The sequence below is a fragment of the Candidatus Limnocylindrales bacterium genome (assembly GCA_035571835.1).
GTDB lineage: Bacteria > Desulfobacterota > Binatia > UBA1149 > CAITLU01 > DATNBU01.
Window position 1 is genome coordinate 314,942 of record DATNBU010000029.1, and the last position, 24,212, is coordinate 339,153.

Here is a 24,212-nt window from a genome sequence, read left to right on the forward strand (position 1 = left end):
TTGAGCGGGCCGACGTTCGACGTCGTTCAGCGTTTGTCGAGGTGCGCGGACGGCGCAACCGATACCTGGCGGCCGCGATTTCCTTCGATACGGCAATCGACGAGGCGCGCGGATGATTGGTCGAGGACGACAACGCCGGCGTCCCCGTTTCCCGCGATGAGCGATCCGCGCAGATCGACATCGCCGTCGAGCCCGGCGCGCACTCCGTCGCCGTTCGGTGCGGGCTCGCCCGGATCGCGCCCGTTGGCCAGCACGAAAACGTCGGTGGCTTCGACGCTCGCTGCCGACGCACCGATCCCCTTGTCGTAGTTGCCGGCGACGACGACGTCCTCGAGGATCGCATGCGAACGGCGGCTGGCTGTCACGCCGTCGCGATTGCCGATGGCGACACTCCGCACGATCGTCGCCCGCGAATCCGAAAAGACCAGGACCCCTTTCCCTTTGGTGCGGAAACCGTTGCCCATCAGGATCGACCGCTCGATCGTGACGGGGCCTGCTCCGTCGGAGATTCCGATGCCGTCGTCGAGGTTGTCGACCGAGTGGATGTCCTCGATACGGACTCCGGACGTTCGCGGACCGCGGACGGCGATGCCGTCGAGCAGGAATCCCGTGATGCGCAGGTTGCGCACCGTGATGCGCGGGCCGGCGATGACCAGCCCGTCACAGCCCTTCTTGCGCCCGCCGCGCTCGCAGCGCTCGCCTTCGCGCAGCGTCGCGCCTCCGCCGTCGACGACGGTTCCGGTCGCACGGAGAGCCGGGAGCTCGCGTTCGAGCATGATCATCACGCCGGACCCGCCGCGGATCTCGATCGTCGATCCCGGCTCGTCGTTGGCGCGCTCGATGGCGTCGCGCAGCGTGCCGGCACCCTCGTCGGCGTCCGACGTGACGTCGATCGTCGCAGCAACCGCTGGACGCGCGGCCAGCAGGACGACGAGCGCAGTCGCGAGGACCCCCGGATTCACTGCGACATGTAGATGCCGCCGTTCGGCGAAAGCACCTGGCCGGTGACGAACGTCGAATCCGGTCCGGCCAGGAACAGCGCTGCGGCGGCAATCTCGTCGGCCGTGCCGAGCCGCCCGAGCGGGGTCTGCATGGCGATCAGCCGTTTCTGCTCCTCTTCGAGCGGCGACAAGAGCGGCGTGTCGATGTAGCCCGGTGCAATTGCATTGATCAGCACGCCGTAGCTTGCCGCCTCCCGCGCGGTCGAACGTGTGAAGGCGAGGATCGCACCTTTGGCTGCGCAGTAGTCCGGGGCGCCCTGAAGTGACGCGGTGCCCATGATCGAGCCCATGTTGATGATGCGTCCGCCCTGCCCTCGCCCGCGCATTCTCGGAAGCGCTTCACGCGTGCAGTAGAACGTGCCGTAGACATGGATGCGCATCATGCGATCGAACATCTCGTCGCTGATGCGATCGATAAGGTCGAGGTGCGTGGAAACCTTGCCGTCGGTCATCAGCTCGGCCAGCTGGGCCTGGCCCTTCGACTGCACTGCGTCCAGATAGTCGGGATTGGTGTGAATGATGCCGGCGTTGTTGACCAGCACGTCGACCTCGCCGAGCTTGTCTTCGAACGTCGCGAACGCATCTTTGACCGACGCCGAGCTGGCGACGTCGCAGCGGATCGCGATCGAGCCCGGCGTCGACGTCGCGCATTCGGCAGCGACCCGCGTGGCGCTTGCGAGATCGATATCGGTGACCGCAATGCGCGCGCCTTCGGCGGCGAACAGGCGACAGATGGCAGCGCCGAGCCCCGAGCCCGCGCCGGTCACGAAGATATTCTTGCCGGTGAGCTTCATCAGAATCCTTTCCCGTAGTCCCACGTGTAACGGCTCGTGACCGTGAGCTCGAGTAGCACGGACTCTTCGGCAGTGTCCTCGGTTGCTGCGAGATAGGCCGCGCCCGTTTCCTCGCCAAGATAGTGCACGGCCGTGCGGCGGCGGATGCCGTCGTCGGCAGGCAGCTCACGCGCGGTGCCGTGAAGGATGGCGCCGCGATACGGCGCAACGCGCGTATCGACCGTGAGCGACACGTTGGGGTTGCCGCGGATGTTACGGACTTTCTTCGAATCGCGGCCGACGTGTACATGGATCCTGTCGCCGTCGGCTTCGAACCAGATCGGCGAGCCCTCCGGCTTTCCGGCCGCGTCCACCGTGCAGAGCACGCCGACTTCCGGCGCGGCGAGCAGCTCGCCGAGCTCCTTTTTCGTCAATGTTCCGGGCATTGCGTCGGTCCTCCTGTTTCGGGCCGGCGAGGACCCTAACCCGCGGCGGCCGTCAGGTCACGTAACGCACGATTGCAGTCGCGTTGTCGCTTCCGCCCAGTGCGGCTGCGGTCCGAACCATCTCGACTGCGGCCGTCGCCGCGTCGGACGATTCGCCGAGAATCCTGCTGATCTCGGCGGCAGGCACGGTTTCGGAAACTCCATCGGTGAACGCGAGCACGACATCGCCCGGCTCGAGCGACCACGTGTGGCATTCGGCCTGGTAACCGCCCGGCAGCCCGACCACTTCGCGAACGAGGTTGCGCGACGGATGTCGTCGCGCCTCGTCGGCCGTCAGTACGCCTTCGCGAACCATATCGCCTGCAAAATTCTGATCGATCGTCTCCTGCACCATGCGGCCGAGGCGCCACAGTGCAGCGCGGCTGTCGCCGATCTGCAGCACCGTCGCCCGAAGTCCGTCGATGAGCACGATGACGAGCGTCGTCGCCATTCCGCGCAGCTGCGGGTATCGCTCGGACGCTTCGATGAGCACCTGCTGGGCTTCGGCCGCGGCTTCGTGCGCCGTACGGCGGAGCCCGGCTTCGATGCTCTCGGGTGTATTCGCGACCGGCGGATCGGCGGCAGTCGACGCGAGAAACTGCGATGCTGCGGCGACGGCGAGCGTCGATGCGATGTCGCCGGCCGGCAGGCCGCCGAGACCGTCGGCGACGATCAGCGCCGACGCGTCCTCGGAAATCCAGAACGCGTCCTCATTGCGCTCCCGGACCGGCCCGATGTCGGTTGCACCTCCGCAACCCGGCCCGCGCTCCAGACGCGCGGCGCGGTGGCTCGCGACTCCGCGGTCATCGTCCATGTGTCCGGAAGCTAGCCTCTTCCTGCGGGTTCGGATAGCGTCGCCGGCCTTCGCACGAAGTGCGCCCCAGGCGAGATCGAGGTCATCCCGAGTGAAGCGAAAACCCATCAAGCCGCTGCTGCGCACAGCAGCCGGCGTCGTGCAGCAACTCCACCTGCGCAGCTATGAAGTCTACCAGCCCGTCGTCACGCCTTCCGGATATTCGGGCGGCGTCCGCGAATGCGAGGTGCGCTGGGACGCGATCGCCCCGGTGCTTGCCGCGACCGGCGCCAAAAGCCTCGTCGATCTCGGCTGCTCGGAAGGATACTACGTGCTGCGCGCGGCCCGCGGCGGCCTGCCGTTCTGCGTGGGCGTCGATTTCGACCAGCGGCGCATGTTCACGTGCACGAGCCAGATGGTGCTGCAGGACCTGCAGCATGCCGGCTTCCTGATGGCGCCGGTCGACGAAACCCTTCTCGACGGTCTGCCGAAATTCGACGCGGTGATCTTCCTGTCGGTGATCCATCACATGATGTACCAGGAAGGCGTCGAGTACGCGCGCAAGATCCTGCGGCTGGTCGCATCGCGAACCGGCAAGGTCTGCTTCTTCGAGATGGGTCAGTCCGACGAGCACAAGGAGTCGTGGGCAAAGAAGATGCCCGACATGGGCAGCGATCCCCACGACTGGATCCGCCGCTTTGCGCTCGAGAACGGCTTCTCGCGCGCCGACAAGCTCTCGCAGCAGAGCTCGTTCGCCGGCGAAACTTCGCGCGCGCTGTTCGCGCTGTATCCGTAAACTCTGTTAGCGCTCTGTCCGTAAGAACCATTCCGCCGCGCGCTTCGAATGACGGGCCACTCCGGCGGGCGCTCGGCCGTGCCCGTGTGCGTCGTGCGAAGCGGGAGTGCAATGCACCGCCCGGGCTTGCATGAAGCACCCGCGACCGTGAATAACGTTCCACGAGGTGACCGGAAGATGAGTGCGAAAAGGGCGTCCGGCATCGTTGCCGCAATCTGGGTTGCGACGATCCTGGCCGGTTGTCAGCAGGGACCAACGGTCCCTACCGTCCACGTGGGGATGATCGCAGAGCTCTCGGGCGATCTGCCGGCGGTCGGTGCATCGTCGCGAAACGCCGCCGAGCTGGCCGTCCGGGAGGTCAACGACGCCGGCGGGCTCCAGATCGGCGACGGAAAGTACCGCATCGAGCTGGCCGTCGAGGACAACGCGTCCAAAGCGGATCAGTCGGCCGCTGCCGCCCAGAAACTGGCCAGCGACTCCGCGATCGTCGCGATCGTGGGACCCAACGCAAGCCTTGGAGCCATCCCGGCAGCGGAGATCGCCGAAAGCTCCAGACTCGTGCTGATCACGCCGTGGTCGACGAATCCGAAGACCACGCTCGATGCCCGAACCGGTGCGCCCAAGAAATACGTGTTTCGAGCGTGTTTTACCGATCCCTTCGAGGGGCGCGTGCTGGCGAAATTCGCGCTCGACACCCTCAAGGCCCACAAGGCCGCCATTCTCTACGACCAGTCCTCGGAAGCCCCGAAGAGCCAGTCCGAGCTGTTCCGGAGCATCTTTACCGAAGCCGGCGGAACCGTCGTCGCAATGGAAACATACTCGACCGGCGACAAGGATTTTTCGGCGCAGCTGACGAAGATCAACCAGAGCGCGCCGGACGTGGTGTTCCTTCCGGCGTACTACAACGACGTTCCGCTGGTCGTGCAGCAGGCCAAGCGCGTCGGCGTGACGGCACCGTTTCTCGGCAGCGACGCGTGGAGCAGTCCGGACCTCATCAAGCTTTCGGACAACGCCGTCGAAGGCTTCTACTTCTGCAACCACTACGCTCCGGACGTTGCGACGCCGGAGGCAACCCGGTTCATCCAGGCGTATACGGCAGCGTACAATCGGGCGCCGGACGATGTCGCCGCGCTTACCTACGACGCATTCGGACTGCTCTTCGAAGCGCTCAAAGGCGCCGGACGCGTCGAACGGCAGGCAACGCGCGATGCCCTCGCCAAAATCCCGTCGTACACGGGCGTAACTGGCACGATGAAATTCGCCGAGGGCTCCGGCGATCCCGTCAAGAGCGCCGTGATGCTGCAGATCCGCGGCGGCAAGTTCGTCTGGGTCATGAACGCCAACCCGTGACCGCACCGGAAGACCTTCAGGCGGGGATCTACGGCAGACAGGCGAATTCCGAAAAATCCCGCTGATGCTCTACGCCCTGCAACAGTCCCTGAACGCGCTGCAGCTCGGCAGCATCTACGCTCTGATCGCGCTCGGCTACACGCTCGTCTACAGCATCCTGCGCATGATCAACTTCGCGCACGGCGACTTGTTCATGGTCGGCGCGTTTGCGTGCTTCGCCGCAGCGACGTTCTTCAAGCTGCCGTTCGCCGCGACGCTGGTCCTGAGCATGCTCGTGACGGCCATTCTCGGCGCGGGGCTCGAGCGGCTGGCCTACAGACCGCTGCGCGATGCGCCGCGCGTCTCCGCGGTGATCACGGCGCTCGGCTGCGGAATCTTCCTCGAGCATTTCGTGCTGTGGCTGAGTCCCTACCCCCAGCACGTTCCGACCCTGCTCCAGAACCAGACGTGGACCGTCGCCGGCCTGTCGGTCTCGTCGATCCAGATGGCGATCGTCGCGGTCGCCGTCACGCTCATGTTCGCGCTCGATTTCATCGTGCAGCACACGATGCTCGGGCTGGCGATGCGCGGGATCTCGATGGACCTGAGAACCGTCGCATTGATGGGGGTTCCGGTCGATCGCGTGATTGCGAGCACCTTCGCGCTCGGCGCTGCGCTCGGCGGCGCGGCCGGCGTTCTCTACAGCCTCGCGTATCCGGTCGTCGATCCGTACATGGGCGTGCTCATGGGCTGGAAGGCGTTCATCGCCGCGGTGATCGGCGGTATCGGCCATGTGCGCGGAGCCGTGCTCGGCGGATTCCTGCTGGGCGCGGTCGAGATCTTCGTCATGACCGTCCTGCCTTCTACGTACCGGGATCTGACCGTCTTTACGCTCATGCTTGCCTTGCTGGTTCTGCGTCCTCACGGCTTCCTCGGCAGGCCGGCCCTGCAGAAGGTCTGAGCCGGTGGCGACGGGGCAGAGCGACCATATCGCCATTCGGCGCAGCAACTGGCGCATGCCGCTCGTGCTCGCCGTCCTCTTCGCGCTTTCCTGGGTGCTGCCGCGATTCGAGATCATCAGCCCGTATCTCCAGCTGCTGCTGGTCAGCGTCGGCGTCAACATCATCCTGACAACCAGCCTGAATCTCGTGAACGGATACATGGGCGAGTTCTCCGTCGGCCACGCAGGCTTCATGGCCGTCGGCGCGTACGGCGCCGCAATCATGACGGTCAGCGTGCTGCCCTACGGAGACGCCGCACAGTGGCTGTTCCCGCTTGCCATCATCGCCGGCGGGCTCGCAGCAGCTCTGCTCGGCTGCGCAATCGCCTTCCTGTCGTTCAAGACGCGAGGTGACTACCTGGCGATCGTAACGCTCGCGTTCCTGATGATCGTCAAATCCACGCTCGAGAACGTGGACGCCGTCGGCGGTGCGCGCGGATTTCTCGGAATCGAGCGATTGACGACGCTGCCCTGGGTCGTCGCATGGTCCGCGGTGACCGTCTGGGCGATCCGCAACCTCGTGCATTCGCGCTACGGCCGCGACATCCAGGCCGTCCGCGACGACGAGATCGCAGCCAATCAGACCGGCGTCGACACGCAGCGCGCCAAGGTGCTCGCGTTCAGCATATCGTCGTTCTTCGCCGGCGTCGCCGGAGGCCTGTACGCCCACCACCTGCAGTTCATCAACCCGCGCATGTTCGACATCGTCAAGTCGACCGACATGCTGGTCATGGTCTACCTCGGAGGAATCGGCTCGCTCGGCGGATCGATCCTCGGAGCCACGATCTACACGCTGCTCCTCGAGCTGCTGCGACCCTTCGGGGCATTCCGGATGATGCTGATGCCGCTGATGCTGGTGCTGCTCATGCTGTTCCGCCCGCGCGGCATCATGGGAATGCGGGAGTTCTCGTGGCTCGTGCCTTCGCTCGACCGGCCGAGGACTCGTGGGCGGGCCGCAACGGTCGACGTGGCATGAGCGCGCTGCTCGAGATCAGCGATCTCACGCATCGATTCGGCGGACTGTGCGCGGTGTCGGACTTCCACCTTACGGTCCAGCCGGGAGAGCTTCTGGGCGTGATCGGTCCGAACGGCGCCGGCAAGACCACGCTGTTCAACCTGATCAGCGGCGTCTACCGGGCGAGCGAAGGCGTCGTACGCTTTCGCGGCGTCGATCTGGTGGGAATGCCGCCGCACGAGATCGTCCGGCTCGGCGTAGCGCGCACGTTTCAGACCATCCGCCTGTTCAAGGAGCTGAGCGTGCTCGACAACGTGCGCGTCGCCGATGGCGCGCACGCAGGCTACGGTGCCGTTGCCGCGCTGCTGCAGACACCCGCATACCGCCGCGAGGAACGCCTCGCGCGCGAACGCTCCATGGATCTGCTCGAACGTTTTCAGCTCGACGAGTACGCCGACACGACGGCACGAAACCTCCCGTACGGCTTGCAGCGACGACTCGAGCTCGCGCGCGCACTCGCGACCAACCCGCAGCTTCTACTGCTCGACGAGCCGGCGGCCGGCCTCAACATCGGCGAAGTGGATCACCTGATGGACCTGCTTCGCTGGGTGCGCGAGGAGTTTCGCCCAACGATCATCCTGATCGAACATTCGATGCGCCTCGTCATGCAGCTCTGCGAGCGGCTCAAGGTGCTCGATTTCGGAACGACCATCGCCGAAGGCGATCCGGCCGCCATTCGCCGCGACCCGAACGTGCTCGAGGCCTACCTCGGCGACGAGGCGACCGCATGACGGCCGGCACGCCGCTTCTGTCCGTCGAGAACCTGAGCGTGGAATACAGCGGGATACCGGCTGTACACGGGATCTCGTTCGATGCGCTTCCCGGAGAGATCGTCGCAATCGTCGGCGCCAACGGAGCCGGCAAGACGTCTACGCTGCGCGCGATCTCGGGTCTCGTCTCGTGGGGCGGAAACATGCTCTACCAAGGTGAGCCGCTGCGCGGGCTCGACGTTCACGAGATCGTACAGCGCGGCATTGCACACGTTCCCGAAGGCCGGGCAGTCTTCGGGGGCCTGACGGTCCTCGAGAACCTTCGACTGGCCTCGTGGGTCTGCACGAACCGCAACGCGTTCGAGCAGGCCATGGAGCGGGCATTCACGCTTTTTCCACGACTGAAGGATCGGCGACAGCAGCTTGCCGGCACGATGTCGGGCGGTGAGCAGCAGATGCTCGCGTTGTCGCGCGCACTGATCGCATCGCCGAAAGTCCTGCTGCTCGACGAGCCGTCGATGGGCCTCGCGCCGCTCGTCGTGCGCGACATCTTCGAGGTGCTGGTCGAGATCAACCGCGCCGGCACGACGATCGTACTGATCGAGCAGAACGCGATCCAGGGATTGAAGATCGCCAGCCGTGCGCATGTGCTGGAGAACGGTGCGATCGTGCTGTCGGGAAACGGACCGGAGCTGATGCGGGACGCGCGGGTGAAGGCGGCGTACCTCGGCGGGTAGATTCGAGCCACCGACGATGGGCCTCTACTGCAGCGGCACGTCCGCCCGGATCGGCCACGCGATCGGCTCGCGCGTCCACGGCGCGCTGTCGTCGCCGCTTGCCACGCGCCACTCGACCGTCACGCGGTAGAGCCCCGGTTCGGGGAACGCGAGTCCGCTGATCCGCACGCGGTGGCGTTCGCCGGCCGGCTTGAACGAAACCGGATCGGATTCGAACGTGCTGCGAGATCCGTGCAGCACGACGAGCCGCACCTGGTGCTCGACGCCGCCTTCGTCACCGTCGATCTCGAAGAACGCGTGGCTGAACACGGCAAGGCGCGCCGGATAGCCGGACGGCCGGAACTGTTCGAGCAGGAGGAAAAGGCTGAAATTGTTCGAGTAGCGGTCGAGCGTCGAAGACTGTGCGACCGCGATCATGAAACATCGCACGGGCACACCTTAGGCAGACACCGGAACGAGAACAACGCGCGGACGGGCCGATCGTCGACCCGTCCTGCGCCCTTTCATGAGCGCCGCAGACCTTTCATCTGCCGGCCAGAGGATCGTCGAGGGCGCCGCCCCATTCGCGGATCAGCGCACGCTCGTCGGCCGCGCTCGAAGTCTTGCGGAATTTCGCTCCGGAGCGGCCTTTTACGCGGCGCTCGCACTCGGCCCATGTCGCGTGCGTTGCGACGACGCCGTCGACGACGCTCACGTACGAATGCGCAGCGCCCTTTCCGCCGGAGGATTTGCCCGACGACTTCGAGCGAGCCCGCTGCTGGCCCGGCGCAGGAAGATGCTCGAGATCGAAGCCGTAACCTTCGTACGGACCCGAATAGAGCTTCGGCGCATGGAGCAGCGCGAACTCGGACGCGATCTCGTCGGCGCGGACGTTTCCGGGAAAGCCCGAATGGCCGGGAACGTGCCGCCACCGGACGTGCAGGCAGCCGTCAATGGCCCGCTCGAGTCGCTCCCACAGGTCCCGGTTCGCGACGTCCTCGCCCTGCAGCGTCTTCCAGCCTCGCCTCTTCCAGTTCGCGACCCATTCGGTCACGCCGCGCAGCACGTACGTGGAGTCGGTGACGACGAGGACTTCCATCGGCTGCTTCGCGTCGCTCGCTGCGAGCCATTCGAGCGCACAGGTGACCGCCATCATCTCCATGCGGTTGTTGGTGGTGTGGCCGCCGCTTGCGCCGAGCTCGCGCACCGAAGCCCGGGCGATCAGCATCACGGCACCCCAGCCGCCGGGACCGGGGTTGCCCTTGGCCGCGCCGTCGGTGAATGCGACGACCTGCAGTGAATCGGTCATTCGTCGGTCGCGCAGACCGGTTCGTCGCCGAGAAGCACGAAGATCGTCTCGAAGCTCATTCCCTGGTAGCGCCCGAGACGGACGATTTCGGCGACACGATCGAGAACCCGCACGCTGAGCACGATCGTTCCCGAGTAAACGCGGCCGCCGCCGAGCAGCCCGAACTCGTAGGCCTCACGAAGCCACGTGACTTCGCATTCGTAGCATTCCGAGATCGCCTCGAGCGACAGCCAGGTCTCGTTGTCGATGCGGATCGTCACGTTCGTCGTCATCGGCCGGCCTCCTCGCGCGCACCGCCGCGAGGCAATGCCGTTCCGCTCGTCGCGAGCTCCGCCATCAGCTCGGCCTGCTTCGGCGTCAGCTCGGGAAGCGCGAAGCGAAGCACCGCGTAGAAGTCGCCGCGTTTTGCGTCCGCGTTCTCGAAGCCTTTGCCGCGCAGGCGAAGGCGCGTGCCGGCTTTGCTGCCGGCGGGCACGCCGAGCGTGACCGCTCCATCCGGAGTCCGCACCTGGACCTTCGCGCCGAGCACGGCCTCCCACGGCGCCACAGGAACGTCCGCCTCGACGTCGCCGTCGTCCACGCGGTAGACGTCGTCGGATGCGATGCGGATCGTCAGGTAGAGATCGCCCTTTTCGCCGCCTTCTTCTCCGGCTTCTCCCATGCCGGCGAGCCGCATCGTCATGCCGTCGCGAACCCGCGACGGGATCGTGAGGTCGATCGTGCGGCGTCCGTGCACCTGGCCGACGCCGACGCAGCGGGGACAGACGTGTTCGGCTACGAAGCCGACACCGCCGCAGCGGTCGCACGGCTCGGTCGTCGGTACGTCGAAGCGCGACTTTCCTCCGGCGATCGCAACGCCGGCCGGAAGCGAAAGATCGGCCCGTACGTCGGCGCCGCGGTGCCGGTAGCGCCGGTGCCGCGTCGAACCGCCGGCCTGTCGCCGCATGTCGTCTCCGAAAGCCGACTTGAAGAAGTCCGAGAAACCGCCGCTGCCGAACATCTGCTCGAACTCTTCGGGCGACATCCGCGAGCCCTGGTTCGGAGGCGGACGGAAATCATCGCCCTGCTGCCAGTTCTGGCCGAAGCGGTCGTAGCGGCTCCGCTTGTCGGCGTCCGAAAGGACCTCGTAGGCTTCGGCGATGCGTTTGAACTGCGCCTCGGCGTCGGCGCGCTTGTCTTCGGGATGCCGGTCCGGATGCCACTTGAGAGCGAGCTTGCGATAGGCCTTCTTGATGTCGTCGGGCTTGGCATCGCGCGCGACGCCGAGAACGGCGTAGTAGTCCTGGAACTCCACGCGGCAATCCTAGCGCGGACGGGTTTTTAACGCCCGCGGATGCGTCCCCGTCTGGTGCGCTCAATCCTCATCCGGCGCGATCTCCTCGAGCACCCTTCCCGCCGTTTCCGGGACGAACGCGAGCAGGATCACAGGGCTCGCCAGCGCAGCCCACGCCATCGCGGTGATGGCTGCGGCATGGCTGCCGAGGGCAACGAAAAGCGTGCCTTCGACGGTCAGGCCGGTGGCGATCGCGAGCGTCGAGACGATGCTGCGCACTCCGGACGCGCTCGAGCGATGCGCGGTCGCGAACAGCTCGCTGCCGAGCGCGCCGAACAGTACGTCGATGCCGAACTGCGTAAAGATCGTCAGCACCCAGACCAGCGGCACGATGCGACCCGGCGAATTGTAGAAAGCGATCGTCGCGGCGACGTTGACCAGAATGGCAGCCGACAGAACCCGTCGCCGTCCGAACCGGTCGCTCGCGCGTCCGAACAAGAGGCCGCCCGTCATCGCAAGCGGCCCGCCCATCAGGAACAGCAGGCTGACGTCGCCCGGCGCATATCCGTGAACGGACTGGAGAAACTTCGACTGGAACTGGATCGCCGTGCCGCCGGCGAATGCGACCGGCACGAGCGCGGCGGAAATCGCGGCGACCCGCCCGGGATAGCGCGCGATCAGCTTTGCGATCGGCGCCGCGTAACTCTGGGCGAGCGGATCATGCCGTGCCGCCGACGCACGGAAGCGTCCGGTTTCCTCGAGCGAGCGTCGCATCCACGCGATCAGCAGCAGCGGCGCCGCACCGAGAAAATAAAGCGCACGCCACTCGAACGGCAGGTGGTTGACGGCCGAAAACATCAGCGCCGACAGGCCGTGCCCGAGCGCGCCGAACGCGATCATCAGCCCGATGCCCCATCCCCGTGCATGCGGCTCGAGCTCTTCGGTGACCACGACGATGGCGAGGATGTCTTCCGCGTACACGAACGTGCGCGCGAAGAACTGCAGCACCGCAAACTCGGTTGCCGTGCGCGTAAAGCTCGTCAGGAACGTGCAGAGCGTAAAGCCGACGATCGTCAGCAGCAGCAGCCGGCGGCGTCCGAGGCGATCGGCGAGAACGCCGAGCGCGAACGCCGGCAGGATCCCGAGCCGCACGAACGCGGCGAGCTTGCCGATGTCCTGCTCGGACAGGGCGAACGACTTCTGGATCTGCGCGAGCGCGAGATTGAGGATCCCGAGGTCATACGCGTTGACGAGGAAGGTCGCGCCGAGCACGCCGAGCATCGTCCACTGGCGCCGCGTGATGCCGGCGGGGACCGGTACCCAGAAGAAGATCCGCGCCCACCAGGGCCTGGGCTCGGGACCGGTCACACCGCTTCCGATCTACTCCAGCCGCGCGTCAGTCCGTAACCGCGCCGAGCGATGCGCTCGAGACCTGCTTCGCATACTTCGCGAGCACGCCGGTGCGGTAGCGCGGCGCCGGAGCTTTCCATGCTTTTCGCCGCTCGGCGATCTCGGACTCCGCCACGTTGAGCTCGAGCTTCGCATGCTCGCCGTCGATCGTGATGCTGTCGCCTTCGTGGACGAGCGCGATTGTGCCTCCGACCGCAGCTTCGGGAGCCACGTGGCCGACGACGAGCCCGAACGTTCCGCCCGAAAAGCGTCCGTCGGTGATCAGGCCGACCGAGTCGCCGAGACCCTTGCCGATGATCGCCGACGTCGGCGACAGCATCTCGCGCATGCCCGGACCGCCGCGTGGTCCTTCGTAGCGGATCACGAGCACGTCGCCGGGCTTGATGCGGTCGTTAAGGATCGCGCGCATCGCGTCCTCTTCGGAATCGAACACGCGGGCGGGACCGGTGATCCTCGAGCTCTTGAGCCCGCTGATCTTCGCGACTGCACCTTCCGGCGCGAGGTTTCCGCGCAGCACCGCGAGATGACCCTGCGCGTAGATCGGCTCGTCGAACGGCATGACGACGTCCTGGCCAGCAGGCGGCGACGATGGTGCGTTTCGCAGATTCTCGGCAATCGTCTTGCCGGTCACCGTCATGCAGTCGCCGTGGATCAGCCCGCGGTCGAAGAGCATCCGCATGACGAGCGGAATGCCGCCGACGCGGTGAAGGTCGGTCGCGACGTAGGCACCCGACGGCTTCAGGTTCGCGAGCACCGGGACCTTCAGCCGCATCCGCTCGAAATCGTCGAGCGTCAGATCGACGCCGGCCGCGTGCGCGATCGCAAGCAGATGAAGAACCGCGTTGGTCGAGCCGCCGACCGCAAACACGACGGCGATGCCGTTCTCGAACGCTTCCTTCGTAAGGATCTTGCGGGCCGTCAGCTGGCGGCGCACGCATTCGACGAGCGCAAGGCCGCTTGCGTGCGCGCTGTCGGCCTTTTCCTGGTCTTCGGCAGCCATCGTCGACGACGCCGGAAGGCTCATGCCCATCGCCTCGAACGCGCTGCTCATCGTGTTGGCCGTGTACATGCCGCCGCACGAGCCTTTGCCGGGAATGGCGGCGCGCTCGACCGAGCAGAACTGGTCGCGCGAGATGCGGTTGGCGCCGAGCTCGCCGACGGCTTCGAACACGCTGACGACGGTCAGGTCTTTTCCGGAAAGATGTCCGGGCTTGATCGTGCCGCCGTAGACGAACACGGCAGGGATATCGAGGCGCGCCATGGCGATCATCGCGCCCGGCATGTTCTTGTCGCAGCCGCCGACGGCAACGACCCCGTCCATCATCTGCCCGCGGCAGACTGTTTCGATCGAGTCGGCGATCACCTCGCGGCTGACGAGCGAGCACTTCATGCCTTCGGTGCCCATCGAAATGCCGTCGCTGATGGTGATGGTCCCGAACGTCTGCGGCATGCCGCCGGCCTCGCGGATGCCGCGGGCGGCTTCGACGGCGAGCTCGCCGAGACCGGCGTTGCACGGCGTGATGTCGCTCTGCGCGCTGGCGACGCCGACGATCGGTTTGCCGAAGTCCTCGTCGCGAAATCCGACCGCGCGCAGCATCGAGCGGTTCGGTGCGCGCTCGTCGCCGTCGGTGATCGTGCGGCTGTTCCTGTTCAATCCGATCGTCGTCTCGCTCATGTTCGTGTCCACCGTCAACGCCGCTGCGGGCCGGGTTGCGCTCGAAATCGCGCGTGTGCCGCGGTTCCGGATTGTGATGCTCAGGCTGCGAAGCGTCGCACTATAGCCGAGCATGGAAAGAGGGGAATCGAGGCCGGCTTCTCAGCGGCCCGGATTCGGTTCGGTTGTCTGGATGACCTCGTGGATCTCGAGTACGTTCGGCCCGGCGAACATCTCGGCCGGCGGGCGGTTCGAATGCGCGATGCGAAAGCTTTCGCTGCGCGTCCAGTCCCAGAACGCCTCCTCGCTCTGCCAGTACGTCTGCACCAGATAGTAGCCTCGCTCGGTCGACTCGACCCAGCCTCCGGTCGCATGATCGAAGCGGCGCCGCACCGGTTTGAGGATGAGGTTCTTTATGAAGCCCGGCGACTGGTCGATCAGGTGCGCGCGCTTGCGGAAGCGCTCCTCGAAGTCGGCTTCGAACGCTTCGGCGACGGGAATCCTGTTGGTGACGACGAACATCGGTTTTCTCCTTCGGTGCGGCCGGACAGTAGCAAGAAGGCCCGGCGCTACAACGTCATGCGCACGCACGTCTCGACGGCGCGCCCCCGTGCGCAATTTCTTCGAGCAATGCGGCCGTTTCGTCCCAGCCGATGCACGCATCGGTGATGGATACACCATAGGCGAGCGCATCCGCGGTCCAGTCCTGCCGCCCCTCGGCGATGTTGCTTTCGATCAGCAATCCCATGAGCCGCCGCTCGCCGAGCTGCAGAGCTCTTGCCACCTCGCGCGCGACGCCGGATTGCCGCCGATAGTCTTTCGACGAGTTTCCGTGCGAGCAGTCGACCATGACCGGTCTCGCGATGCCCTCTCCGGCGACCATGTCGGCCGCCCGCGCGATGTCGCCGATCGCGTAGTTCGTGGCGTTTCCTCCACCGCGCAAGACAACGTGCCGGTCCGGGTTGCCGCGCGTGCGGATGATCGCCGTCGCGCCGTCCTCGTCGATGCCGAGAAACGCATGCGGATGCCCGGCCGAGATCATCGCATTCTTTGCCACGTCGAGGCTTCCGTCGGTTCCGTTCTTGAAGCCGACGGGCATCGAAAGGCCGCTCGCCATCTCGCGATGCGTCTGGCTTTCGGTCGTGCGCGCACCGATGGCCGCCCAGCTCACGGCGTCGCCGATGTACTGGGGCGTCACCGGATCGAGGAATTCGGTTCCGCACGCGACGCCGAGCGTGTTGATCTCGACCAGCAGGCGGCGTGCAAGCTCGAGGCCGCGATCGATGTCGCAGCTGCCGTCGAGGTCCGGATCGTTGATGAGCCCTTTCCACCCGATCGTTGTGCGCGCTTTCTCGAAGTACGTCCGCATCACGATCACGAGGCGATCCTCGAGAGGTCTTGCGATGCGGCTGAGCCGCCCGGCGTAGTCGAGCGCCGCATCCGGCTCGTGGATCGAGCACGGACCCACGACCACGGCGATGCGTTCGCGGTCGCGCCCGCCGAGGATCTCGCGAAGAGCGTGGCGCGTGCGGCGGACAGTCTCGAGCGCGCGGCCTTCGAGCGGATGGGCCTGCTTGATCACCCGCGGCGGACGCAGCGGCGATACCCGGGTTACGTGGATGTCTTCGATGTCACTGGTTTTCACGTTGCTTCCCTCACGGACTGTTCTCGATTTCGTCAATCTCGTCGATGCGCTGGCGCTCCGGCTCGCGCGACGCGGAAGGCCAAAAAAAAGCCCCGGGAACTTCTTCCCGGGGCTTCCTTCCGCATCGCGCGGCAATTTTGTTCAGCTCGCTACGCGCACGTCGTCGGCCCCGGTTCCTGCGGGATAAAATAGGACCATACGACGAAGATCGCGCTCGGCTTCATGACGGGGCGACCATACTCGGGCGTCGGCCGCGTGGCAAGCCCCATGTCGAGGTTGACGGTGAGCGTCAGGAGATGCCGAGCTTGGTGCGGCCTTCCTCGGAGATCATGTGGGGAGTCCACGGCGGATCCCACACGACGCGCACGCTCGCGTCTTTTACGCCGGGAATCGAGCGGATCTTGTCCTCGGCATCGGCCGCGATCGAGGCGCCCATCCCGCAGCCCTGCGCGGTCAGCGTCATCTTGATGTCGACGCGCCAGCCGCCTTCGGGAAGGTCGCTGATGCGGGTGTCGTAGACGAGGCCGAGGTCGACGATATTGACCGGGATCTCCGGGTCGTAGCACGTGCGAAGCGCCCCATCGACGAGCGCGTCGATGTCGCCCTCCGCCGACTCGAGCGCTTTTGCCTCGGGCGGAATCTCCAGACCGAGAGCGTCCGCATCGCGGCCGGCGATGCGGAACAGACCACCGTATTGCGGCGCCTGCACTGTGAACGAGCCTCCCAGCGACTGGCTGAGGTAGATTTCCGTTCCGGCCGCGAGGCGAACCTTGTCGCCCTGCGGGATCTTGACGGCTTCGCATTCGCGGACGAGATCGAGGCGTTCCATGAAGCGATCGTAGTCCGGGACCCCGCGGGTACAAGCGGCGCCGCCCGGGCCTCGTGTGGACTCCTTCGGCCCGCGTCAGCATGATCGCCCCGTGGGCGCCACCGACATCGGCAACGTCAGCGACACCACCGTCAAGCCGGCTCCGGATGCGCCGCGCGACCTGTTCGCGCGTCCGCTGCGGGACCTGCGCATTTCGGTGACCGACCGCTGCAATTTCCGCTGCCCATACTGCATGCCGGCCGAAATCTACGGCGAGCGCTACGAATTCCTGCCGCGTCCGGAGATCCTCACGTTCGAGGAGATCGAGCGTCTCGCGCGGCTGTTCGTCGAGCTCGGCGTAACCAAGATCCGCCTGACCGGTGGCGAGCCGCTGTTGCGCTCGCAGCTTCCGCACCTGGTTCGCGCGCTTTCGTCGATCGACGGCCTCACGGATGTCACGCTGACGACCAACGGCGTGCTGCTGGCCGAGCACGCGGCCGCGCTTCGCGAAGCCGGCCTGCGCCGGGTCACCGTCAGCCTCGACAGTCTCGACGAGGAAGTGTTCTCGCGCATGAGCGGGCGCCGCGCCGGCCCGGCCGTCGTGCTCGCCGCAATCGATGCCGCACGCGCAGCCGGCTTGTCGCCGATCAAGATCAACTGCGTCGTGCAGCGCGGCGTCAACGACCATACGGTCGTCGATCTCGCCGCACATTTTCGCGGAACCGGCGCGATCGTGCGCTACATCGAATACATGGACGTCGGGACGCTCAACAAGTGGGATCCCGCCGATGTGGTCAGCGCGCGGGAAATCGTCGAGCGCATCGGCGCGACATTTCCGCTCGAGCCGGTCGGCGCCAACTATCGCGGCGAGGTTGCGAGGCGTTACCGCTACGTCGACGGTTCGGGCGAGATCGGCGTGATCTCGTCGGTAACGCAGCCGTTCTGCGGCGAATGCTCGCGCGCGCGCCTCACCACGGATGGCCACTTCGTCACGTGCCTGTTCGCTTCCGGCGGCGTCGACCTGAAGACACCGATGCGGCACGGCGCCACCGACGACGACCTGCGCGGGCTCATGCGCTCGGTGTGGACGAACCGCGGCGACCGGTACTCCGAGGAACGGGCGACGCGGCGCGAAGGCGGCCGCAAGATCCAGATGTTTCAGATCGGCGGGTGACGTGTGGCGTGTTGCCATAAGTGCGCTCCAGCTTCAGGGTCGCCGCTCGAGGTGAAACGCCCATGCCAGATCCCGTCTCGATCCTGTCCGGCCTGAAGGTCATCGACTGCGGCACTTTCGTGTTCGGTCCCGCAGCTACGACTGTCCTCGCGGACTTCGGAGCCGACGTCATCAAAATCGAGCCGCCGGGCATCGGGGACCCGTATCGCTATCTGCAGAAGATGCCGCCTCTGCCCGATGCCGACTGCGCGTACGGCTGGCAGCTGACCAACCGCAACAAGCGCGGCATCGTCGTCAACCTGAAGTGCGCCGAAGGTCAGGAGGTATTGCACCGGCTCGCCCGCTCGGCGGACGTATTCGTCACCAACTATCATCCTTCGGTGCTGCGGGCGGTTGGTGCGACGTACGAAGAGCTCGAGCCGCTCAACGCGCGTCTCGTCTATGCGCAGGCAAGCGGTTACGGCGAACACGGCGAGGAAATCGAAAAGCCCGGTTACGATGCGACCGCATGGTGGGCGCGAAGCGGCCTCATGGACGTCGTTCGCGAAGCCGACTCCGTGCCTGCGCTGTCGGTCGCCGCGATGGGCGACCATCCGTCGGCGATGACGCTGGTAGCCGGGATCCTGCTCGCGCTGCTGCATCGCGAACGCTCGGGCAAAGGCACGAAGGTTTCCTCATCACTGCTCGCCAACGGCGCGTGGGCCAACGCCTACATGCTGCAGGGCGTGTTTGCCGGCGCGCCGCTGTTCCAGCCGATCACGCGCAACGATACGCCGAATGCGCTCGTCAATCGCTACCAGACGAGCGACGGCCGCTGGATCCTGCTCGCGATGGTACAGGAGCAGAAGGACTGGCCGCGCCTTCCGGTCGCGCTTTCGCGGCCCGACCTGCTGACGGATTCGCGCTTCGAAACGCTTGCGGCCAGGCGTGCGAACGCCGCGGCACTGGTCGGCGAGCTCGACGCGATCTTTGCGTCGAAAGACCTCGCCCACTGGCGCGAGGCTCTCGATCGAAACGACATCACGTTCGGCGTGGTCGGTCGGTTGCAGGATGCGGATACGGACCGGCAGATGATCGCCAACGGCATTCTGCCGATGGCCACGCTGGCGGACGGGAAACAGATGCGGACGGTCGACAGTCCGCTTACGGTTGCTTGCGCGCGAAAAGCGTCGCCAGGGCCGGCCCCGAACGCCGGCCAGCATAGCGACGAGGTATTGGCCGAGCTCGGCTTCGACGTGAAGGACATCGCCGGAATGCGCGAGCGCGGCGCAATCTGCTGAAATCACAGGCTTGGACGCAGGCGGACCGCCGGGCTCGACCTCGGGCGTTTCTGTGGCGCCCTACCCGATTGCCCTTTCCCTCGAGTCTCACTCACGTGGTAGTGATGGGAATGCGCAGCAACCCGTGGACACTCCTCATCGCGGCGACCATCTCGATTCTTGCATCTCTGACAACGCCTGCATTGGCAGACTATGACATGTCGGGCCGATGGCTCGCATATATTACAGGTGGCGCGGCTCCGGGCCCGCAGCCTATGCAGTACGATGTCCAGCAGATCGCCGGCGAGATCCTGCTCACGAGCTGGGACGCGAGCCGCAGCTTCACTCAGGCCGGGATGATCGACGAAAACACGGGAGAGTTCAGCCTGTACTTGCCGCAGACTTCCTCGTACCCGTGGTGCGGAACGAGCTGGTCTACCGGATCGGTCGCCGCCGACGGCAAGACATTCACCTCCGAATATTACGTTCATGCGGTTGTGTTCGTACCCGGTTACGAACCCCATGGCGGTCACTTCGAATGCTCGTCGACTGCGGGGCTGCTCTACTCGTTGTTCGGCACCCGTTGCGGCAACGAGCAGATCGACGACGGCGAGCTCTGCGACGACGGCAATGCAAACGACGGCGACTGCTGTACGGCGTCGTGCACGCTCGGCGCCGACGGCTCGGGGTGTTCGGACCTATACGGTTGCGCGACGGGAACCTGCGCGGGTGGTGCGTGCGTAACGTCCACTCCGGCGGCGCAGGGAAAGGCATGCACTTCCGAAACCAATCTGTGCATCGCGGACGTCTGTGACGGAGCGGGGTCGTGCGGAGGCTCGACACCGGCAACGGCAGGGACGCATTGCGAGGCCGACACCGACCCCTGCACCAGTGACACCTGCGATGGCAGCGGCACCTGCCTGCATCCGTTCAATACAGCGCCCTGTCACAGCGACGACGACCCGTGCACGACGGATGTCTGTGACGGCGCAGGCAACTGCTCTCACCCGTTCAACACCGCTCCGTGCACCGATGACGGCGATCCATGCACGACCGACATCTGCGACGGCGCCGGCGCCTGCGGACACGTGTTCAACTCCGCTCCCTGCGCCAGTGACGGCGACCAGTGCACGACGGACGTCTGCAACGCAGGTTCGTGCACCCACGTCGACAACAGCTTCCCGTGCGTAGTCGAATGTGGTGCGGGAACCTGCTCGGGCGGCTCCTGCGAAGTCACGCAGCCTCTGGCCCTGGGAACGCCCTGCGATTCGGAAGCGGCCGCGTGCACGCCCGCATTCTGCGATGGCGCGGGTCACTGCAATGCGAGCGACACGGTCGGCTGCGGCCCGTGTGCGACCTGCAACGGCGTAAGCTGCGTCGCCGACGGCGGCGATTGCGATGACGCTGCCGACGAGATTTCCGTGGCGCTCAGCTCGGACCCAGCCGACGGCAGCAGCGCGAAGCTCAAGATTTCGATCAAGCAGGCGCTCGATGCAGCCGACATCGGCGATCCGACTCTCGGCACGAGCTACACGCTGTGCCTCAATCGACCCGACGTGGACGGCGTCCTGAGAAACGTCGCCGCCATGACCGTGACAGCAGGCGGCACGTGTGAAAGCGCCGAATGCTGGACACAGACTACTCGAGGCTTCGATTACAAGGATCGTGCGTTCGCCTCCGACGGCATCTCTTCGATTCGCCTCGACCAGGCCAAGGGCATCAAGATCAGCGGAAAAGGTCCTGGTCTTCCGATGTCGCAGGGGTCGCTGGTCGACCTGGAATCGATTACTCCGCGCGTTGTCGCGAGCGACGGTGTGACGACCCGGTGCTGGTCGCACGAAGTTCCGGCCGATGTCTTCTCGGTGAAAAAATTCCGGGGCAAGTACTCCGCAGACTGAGGTCTGCCGGGGGAACGTTCCGACCTCAGGCCGGCATCCGGCCGGCCGCCAGCTGCGCGCCGATCCTCGCAAGATGCTCGTGCGCACCGCCGAGCGTGAGCTCGATCTGCTTGGACAGCAGATAGTAGCGGTGCAGCGGATAATCCTTGTCGACGCCGATGCCGCCGTGAAGGTGCTGGGCGGCGTAGCACGCGCGGTGCCCGCCCTCGCTTGCCCAGAACTTCGCGATCGACAGCTCGCGCGTCGCGGGCAGGCCTTCGGCCAGCCGCCAGATCGCCTGCCACGTGGTGAGCCGGACCGCTTCGACGTCGATGTACGCGTCGGCTGCCCTCTGTGCGACGGCCTGGAACGTCGCGATGACCTTTCCGAACTGTTTTCGCTCGGCGGTGTACTTGGCCGTCATCCGCAGCGCACGCTCGGCAATGCCGAGCTCCATCGCGCACAGTCCGGCGATACTGCGCTCGAGCAGCCACGCAAGCACCGCCGCGCCGCGATCGGGCCCGGCGAGGAGATCGTCCGTCGCGACCTTCACGCCCGCCAGCGTCACGCGGTAGAAAAGATCGCCGCTCGTCGTCTCCTGCGCATCGAGCGTGACGCCGTCGGCTTCCGGCGAAACCAGCGCCATGATGATCGAGCCGTCCGCCGTCGTCGCGGGCACGACGATGCGCGACGCAAGGTGTGCAGCCGGAACGCAGATCTTCACGCCGTCGAGCGTCCACGCTGTGCCGTCGGCGTTCGCCGTGGTCGTCGGTCGCGACGCATCGCGCGTGTCGGATTCGACGAGCGCAGCGGTAAGGATCGTCTTTCCGGTGACGACCTCCCCGAGCCAGCGCTTTTTCTGTGCATCCGATCCGAACTCGGCAATCGGCGCGGCGCCGAGGACGAGCGTCGGAAACAGAGGAATCGGCGCGACGAAGCGCCCGGCCTGCTCGAGCAGGATCGCGAGCTCGGCAATACCGAAGCCCATGCCGCCGAATTCTTCCGGCAGAGCGACGCCGAGAAGGCCCGCATCGGCAAGCGCCTTCCACAGCTCGCGGTCGAGCCGCTCGCTCGCCTTCTCGAAGTCGGGCAGCCGTTCGGTCTTGCAGAAGTCGCCGAAGAGCTTCTCGGCAAGGCTGCGGATGTCTTCCTGTTCGCTCGTGAATCCGAAATCCATTGTCGTCTCCTCAGCGCAGCGAGCGCGGCATCTCGAGGCCGGCCATCGCGATGATGTCGCGCTGGATCTCGTTGGTTCCGCCGCCGAACGTCAGGATCAGCATCGAGCGGTACATGCGCTCGATGCGTCCGCCGATCAGGGCCTCGGGCGAATCGCGCCGGATCATGCCGGCCGCGCCGAGCACCTCGAGCAGCAGCCCGTAGGCTTCGATGTAGAACTCGCTTCCGAAAACCTTGACGGCGGACGCTTCGGCAAAGTGAAACGTCCCGTGTTCCATGTTCCACGCCTGGCGCCAGTTGATCAGCCGCAGCACTTCGAGCTTGGCTTCGACGCGTGCGAGGTTGAGCTGCACCCACGGGATGTCGATCACGCGCGAACCGTCGGCGAGATGTTTGTCGCGTGCCCAGGCCGCGGTTTCCTCGAACAGGCGCCCGACGATGCCCGCCGACATCAGCGAAACACGCTCGTAGTTGAGCTGATTGACGATCAGGCTCCAGCCGTTGCCTTCGCCGCCGACCAGCGACGATGCCGGCACGCGCACGTTGTCGTAATACGTTGCGTTGGTCCTGATGCTTCCGATCGTCCCGATCGGCGTGTGGCTGAAGCCGGGACTCTTCGCGTCGACGATGAACATCGAGATGCCGGCATGTTTCGGAGCATCCGGATTGGTGCGGGCGGCAAGCCACACGAAGTCGGCGAAATCGGCCAGGCTCGTCCAGAGCTTCTGGCCCTGGATCACCCAGTCGTCACCGTCGCGTGTCGCACGCGTCTTGAGCGACGCGAGATCGGTGCCGGCATCGGCCTCCGAGTATCCGATGCAGAACAGCGCCTCCCCGGCGAGGATGCGCGGCAGGTAGGTCTTGCGCTGCTCTTCGGTGCCGTACTGCTGGATCGTCGGGCCGACGGTGCTGATCGTCAGGAACGGAAACGGAAAGAACGCGCGCTGCGATTCGTCGGCGAACAGGAACTGTTCGATCGGTCCCATGCCGCGTCCGCCGTACTCGGTCGGCCAGCCGATACCGAGCCATTTGTCGCGGCCCATCTTGCGCATCGCCTGGCGGAACAGCGGTCCGCCGCCTTCGCTGCGCGCGACTTCGGCGGTCAGCTCGGGTGTCATCAGTTCGGCAAAGTAGCCGCGAAGCTCATCGCGCAGGGCGCGTTGCTCGCGAGTCAGGTCGAAATACATGGATTGGCCTCCGCGCAGCGGGTTATGCGCGAAACTAGAACCTGTTTCAATACGGCCGGGATTCCCGGGCCTGGCGGGGATTTTCGGGGACCCGACGTCGGGCCGATGCTCAGCGGTCGCGGCAGCAGCGGACCCCGACGGTTCCGGACTTGAGACCCTTATCGTTGCCGGAGCACACGTCGCCGCAGCCGGCAAAATGCTCGATCGGCTCATTGCCGACGTAGGCTGCGCCGCGGAACTTGCAGTAGTCGCCTTTGCAGTCGGACACCCACTCGCTGACGTTGCCGCTCATGTCGAAAAGACCGGCGAGCCCGCCCTGGCATTCCGGGATGCTGGCAGTCGGAATCGTCGTCCGGCCGCCGGGGCCGGGAAGGTCGTAGGAACCGACGTGACAGCGTGACGGCTGGAACTCCGGGCCGTACGGGAAGGCCCGCTGGTCGGTCCCGCGACATGCCGCCAGCCATTCCTTGCTGTTGCACAGACGGCCGCCGAGGTAACCGCACAGCGCGATCGCGCCGTCGTGATCGATGCAGTTGATCGGATACTCGAGGCGTGTGGCGTCGCCGAAATTGCACGTCTTGTCGACGCTGTCGGCCTTGCACTTGCCGGCCGCGACGCATGCCTTGAATTCCTTGACCGTGGCTTCGGTCGCCAGGATGTCGAACGGCTCGACAGGATGGGCGATCCACCTGCCGGACGCTGCCGATTTGCTGGACGCCACCGGTTTTGTGGACGCCGACGATTTACTGACGGCTGGTGCTCGCGAAGCCGATGGACGAGGTCCGGCAGGCTCCGCGCCGCCGGACGGGGCTGAAACCAGGA

25 protein-coding genes are annotated in these 24,212 nt (G+C 65.9%); 9 read left to right on the forward strand and 16 right to left on the reverse strand.

Going from position 1 to position 24,212, the window contains the following annotated elements:
- Positions 1-26: 26 nt before the first annotated feature.
- Genes VN634_13805 through VN634_13820 form a run of 4 tightly spaced genes read right to left on the reverse strand, consistent with a single transcriptional unit; the run spans position 27 to position 3,073 of the window.
- Positions 27-962 (reverse strand): right-handed parallel beta-helix repeat-containing protein, encoded by a 936-nt coding sequence (locus VN634_13805; protein ID HXC51958.1) that lies wholly within the window; start codon positions 960-962, stop codon positions 27-29.
- Positions 959-1,795 carry an SDR family oxidoreductase gene (locus tag VN634_13810; protein HXC51959.1) on the reverse strand — a complete coding sequence of 279 codons (837 nt, stop codon included), beginning with the start codon at positions 1,793-1,795 and terminating at the stop codon, positions 959-961. Before VN634_13810 ends, VN634_13805 begins: the two co-directional genes overlap by 4 nt.
- Positions 1,795-2,220, reverse strand: coding sequence for a pyridoxamine 5'-phosphate oxidase family protein (locus VN634_13815; protein ID HXC51960.1), 426 nt, complete (start codon positions 2,218-2,220; stop codon positions 1,795-1,797). Before VN634_13815 ends, VN634_13810 begins: the two co-directional genes overlap by 1 nt.
- 52 nt (positions 2,221-2,272) lie before the next feature.
- The gene (locus tag VN634_13820; GenBank protein ID HXC51961.1) at positions 2,273-3,073 is read right to left on the reverse strand and encodes a PP2C family serine/threonine-protein phosphatase; all 801 of its coding nucleotides are present in this window, start codon (positions 3,071-3,073) and stop codon (positions 2,273-2,275) included.
- Positions 3,074-3,164: 91 nt separating this feature from the next.
- Here VN634_13820 and VN634_13825 point away from each other — a divergent pair, with 91 nt between their 5' ends.
- The 6 genes from VN634_13825 (at position 3,165) to VN634_13850 (ending at position 8,639) form a co-directional block, all read left to right on the forward strand.
- Complete coding sequence (locus VN634_13825) at positions 3,165-3,848, forward strand: class I SAM-dependent methyltransferase (GenBank protein HXC51962.1); 684 nt, start codon at positions 3,165-3,167, stop codon at positions 3,846-3,848.
- Positions 3,849-4,025: 177 nt separating this feature from the next.
- Positions 4,026-5,198: an ABC transporter substrate-binding protein gene (locus VN634_13830; GenBank protein ID HXC51963.1), complete on the forward strand. Its 1,173-nt coding sequence runs from the start codon at positions 4,026-4,028 to the stop codon at positions 5,196-5,198.
- A gap of 64 nt (positions 5,199-5,262) precedes the next feature.
- Entirely contained in the window at positions 5,263-6,138 is an 876-nt protein-coding gene (locus VN634_13835; GenBank protein ID HXC51964.1) for a branched-chain amino acid ABC transporter permease, read from the forward strand.
- Between the two features lie 4 nt (positions 6,139-6,142).
- Positions 6,143-7,153, forward strand: coding sequence for a branched-chain amino acid ABC transporter permease (locus VN634_13840; GenBank protein HXC51965.1), 1,011 nt, complete (start codon positions 6,143-6,145; stop codon positions 7,151-7,153).
- The gene (locus tag VN634_13845) at positions 7,150-7,923 is read left to right on the forward strand and encodes an ABC transporter ATP-binding protein (protein ID HXC51966.1); all 774 of its coding nucleotides are present in this window, start codon (positions 7,150-7,152) and stop codon (positions 7,921-7,923) included. Before VN634_13840 ends, VN634_13845 begins: the two co-directional genes overlap by 4 nt.
- Positions 7,920-8,639, forward strand: coding sequence for an ABC transporter ATP-binding protein (locus VN634_13850; protein HXC51967.1), 720 nt, complete (start codon positions 7,920-7,922; stop codon positions 8,637-8,639). The genes VN634_13845 and VN634_13850 overlap by 4 nt, the downstream gene beginning before the upstream one ends.
- A gap of 24 nt (positions 8,640-8,663) precedes the next feature.
- Here VN634_13850 and VN634_13855 read toward each other — a convergent pair whose 3' ends face one another.
- The 9 genes from VN634_13855 to VN634_13895 form a co-directional block, all read right to left on the reverse strand.
- Entirely contained in the window at positions 8,664-9,056 is a 393-nt protein-coding gene (locus VN634_13855) for a hypothetical protein (protein ID HXC51968.1), read from the reverse strand.
- A gap of 106 nt (positions 9,057-9,162) precedes the next feature.
- Positions 9,163-9,927, reverse strand: coding sequence for an RNase H family protein (locus VN634_13860; GenBank protein HXC51969.1), 765 nt, complete (start codon positions 9,925-9,927; stop codon positions 9,163-9,165).
- Positions 9,924-10,199: a hypothetical protein gene (locus tag VN634_13865; GenBank protein HXC51970.1), complete on the reverse strand. Its 276-nt coding sequence runs from the start codon at positions 10,197-10,199 to the stop codon at positions 9,924-9,926. The genes VN634_13860 and VN634_13865 overlap by 4 nt, the downstream gene beginning before the upstream one ends.
- Complete coding sequence (locus VN634_13870) at positions 10,196-11,221, reverse strand: DnaJ C-terminal domain-containing protein (protein ID HXC51971.1); 1,026 nt, start codon at positions 11,219-11,221, stop codon at positions 10,196-10,198. The genes VN634_13865 and VN634_13870 overlap by 4 nt, the downstream gene beginning before the upstream one ends.
- A 60-nt stretch (positions 11,222-11,281) precedes the next feature.
- On the reverse strand, positions 11,282-12,568 hold the full coding sequence (locus VN634_13875) for an MFS transporter (protein ID HXC51972.1): 1,287 nt from the start codon (positions 12,566-12,568) through the stop codon (positions 11,282-11,284).
- A 28-nt stretch (positions 12,569-12,596) separates the two neighbouring features.
- Complete coding sequence (gene ilvD / locus VN634_13880; protein HXC51973.1) at positions 12,597-14,285, reverse strand: dihydroxy-acid dehydratase; 1,689 nt, start codon at positions 14,283-14,285, stop codon at positions 12,597-12,599.
- Between the two features lie 141 nt (positions 14,286-14,426).
- Positions 14,427-14,786 carry an antibiotic biosynthesis monooxygenase gene (locus VN634_13885; protein HXC51974.1) on the reverse strand — a complete coding sequence of 120 codons (360 nt, stop codon included), beginning with the start codon at positions 14,784-14,786 and terminating at the stop codon, positions 14,427-14,429.
- Between the two features lie 55 nt (positions 14,787-14,841).
- Positions 14,842-15,909: a 3-deoxy-7-phosphoheptulonate synthase gene (locus VN634_13890; GenBank protein HXC51975.1), complete on the reverse strand. Its 1,068-nt coding sequence runs from the start codon at positions 15,907-15,909 to the stop codon at positions 14,842-14,844.
- A 289-nt stretch (positions 15,910-16,198) separates the two neighbouring features.
- Complete coding sequence (locus VN634_13895) at positions 16,199-16,738, reverse strand: iron-sulfur cluster assembly protein (protein ID HXC51976.1); 540 nt, start codon at positions 16,736-16,738, stop codon at positions 16,199-16,201.
- 91 nt (positions 16,739-16,829) lie between these two features.
- Between VN634_13895 and moaA the strand changes: the two genes are divergently transcribed.
- The 3 genes from moaA to VN634_13910 all read left to right on the forward strand — a co-directional run bounded on the left by moaA (position 16,830) and on the right by VN634_13910 (position 21,048).
- The gene (gene moaA / locus VN634_13900; GenBank protein HXC51977.1) at positions 16,830-17,891 is read left to right on the forward strand and encodes a GTP 3',8-cyclase MoaA; all 1,062 of its coding nucleotides are present in this window, start codon (positions 16,830-16,832) and stop codon (positions 17,889-17,891) included.
- Positions 17,892-17,953: 62 nt separating this feature from the next.
- Positions 17,954-19,171, forward strand: coding sequence for a CaiB/BaiF CoA-transferase family protein (locus tag VN634_13905; protein ID HXC51978.1), 1,218 nt, complete (start codon positions 17,954-17,956; stop codon positions 19,169-19,171).
- 254 nt (positions 19,172-19,425) lie between these two features.
- Positions 19,426-21,048 (forward strand): hypothetical protein, encoded by a 1,623-nt coding sequence (locus VN634_13910; protein ID HXC51979.1) that lies wholly within the window; start codon positions 19,426-19,428, stop codon positions 21,046-21,048.
- 25 nt (positions 21,049-21,073) lie between these two features.
- On the opposite strand, the gene VN634_13915 is transcribed toward VN634_13910, so the two are convergent.
- From VN634_13915 to VN634_13925, 3 genes are all read right to left on the reverse strand, one after another.
- A complete protein-coding gene (locus VN634_13915; protein HXC51980.1) occupies positions 21,074-22,204 on the reverse strand; it encodes an acyl-CoA dehydrogenase family protein in 1,131 nt (376 codons plus the stop codon).
- Between the two features lie 10 nt (positions 22,205-22,214).
- Entirely contained in the window at positions 22,215-23,390 is a 1,176-nt protein-coding gene (locus tag VN634_13920; GenBank protein ID HXC51981.1) for an acyl-CoA dehydrogenase family protein, read from the reverse strand.
- 109 nt (positions 23,391-23,499) lie between these two features.
- Positions 23,500-24,111: a formylglycine-generating enzyme family protein gene (locus VN634_13925; protein ID HXC51982.1), complete on the reverse strand. Its 612-nt coding sequence runs from the start codon at positions 24,109-24,111 to the stop codon at positions 23,500-23,502.
- Between the last annotated feature and the right edge of the window lie 101 nt (positions 24,112-24,212).

What these genes read in the sequence shown, in the direction of transcription:
- VN634_13865 (HXC51970.1), bottom strand. Translation starts at nt 10,199, where the DNA reads ATGACGACGAACGTGACGATCCGCATCGACAACGAGACCTGGCTGTCG.
- VN634_13885 (HXC51974.1), bottom strand. Translation starts at nt 14,786, where the DNA reads ATGTTCGTCGTCACCAACAGGATTCCCGTCGCCGAAGCGTTCGAAGCC.
- VN634_13860 (HXC51969.1), bottom strand. Translation starts at nt 9,927, where the DNA reads ATGACCGATTCACTGCAGGTCGTCGCATTCACCGACGGCGCGGCCAAG.
- VN634_13905 (HXC51978.1), top strand. Translation starts at nt 17,954, where the DNA reads ATGCCAGATCCCGTCTCGATCCTGTCCGGCCTGAAGGTCATCGACTGC.
- VN634_13855 (HXC51968.1), bottom strand. Translation starts at nt 9,056, where the DNA reads ATGATCGCGGTCGCACAGTCTTCGACGCTCGACCGCTACTCGAACAAT.
- VN634_13820 (HXC51961.1), bottom strand. Translation starts at nt 3,073, where the DNA reads ATGGACGATGACCGCGGAGTCGCGAGCCACCGCGCCGCGCGTCTGGAG.
- ilvD (HXC51973.1), bottom strand. Translation starts at nt 14,285, where the DNA reads ATGAGCGAGACGACGATCGGATTGAACAGGAACAGCCGCACGATCACC.
- VN634_13810 (HXC51959.1), bottom strand. Translation starts at nt 1,795, where the DNA reads ATGAAGCTCACCGGCAAGAATATCTTCGTGACCGGCGCGGGCTCGGGG.
- VN634_13895 (HXC51976.1), bottom strand. Translation starts at nt 16,738, where the DNA reads ATGGAACGCCTCGATCTCGTCCGCGAATGCGAAGCCGTCAAGATCCCG.
- VN634_13835 (HXC51964.1), top strand. Translation starts at nt 5,263, where the DNA reads ATGCTCTACGCCCTGCAACAGTCCCTGAACGCGCTGCAGCTCGGCAGC.
- VN634_13830 (HXC51963.1), top strand. Translation starts at nt 4,026, where the DNA reads ATGAGTGCGAAAAGGGCGTCCGGCATCGTTGCCGCAATCTGGGTTGCG.
- VN634_13915 (HXC51980.1), bottom strand. Translation starts at nt 22,204, where the DNA reads ATGGATTTCGGATTCACGAGCGAACAGGAAGACATCCGCAGCCTTGCC.
- VN634_13815 (HXC51960.1), bottom strand. Translation starts at nt 2,220, where the DNA reads ATGCCCGGAACATTGACGAAAAAGGAGCTCGGCGAGCTGCTCGCCGCG.
- VN634_13850 (HXC51967.1), top strand. Translation starts at nt 7,920, where the DNA reads ATGACGGCCGGCACGCCGCTTCTGTCCGTCGAGAACCTGAGCGTGGAA.
- VN634_13910 (HXC51979.1), top strand. Translation starts at nt 19,426, where the DNA reads ATGCAGTACGATGTCCAGCAGATCGCCGGCGAGATCCTGCTCACGAGC.
- VN634_13920 (HXC51981.1), bottom strand. Translation starts at nt 23,390, where the DNA reads ATGTATTTCGACCTGACTCGCGAGCAACGCGCCCTGCGCGATGAGCTT.
- VN634_13845 (HXC51966.1), top strand. Translation starts at nt 7,150, where the DNA reads ATGAGCGCGCTGCTCGAGATCAGCGATCTCACGCATCGATTCGGCGGA.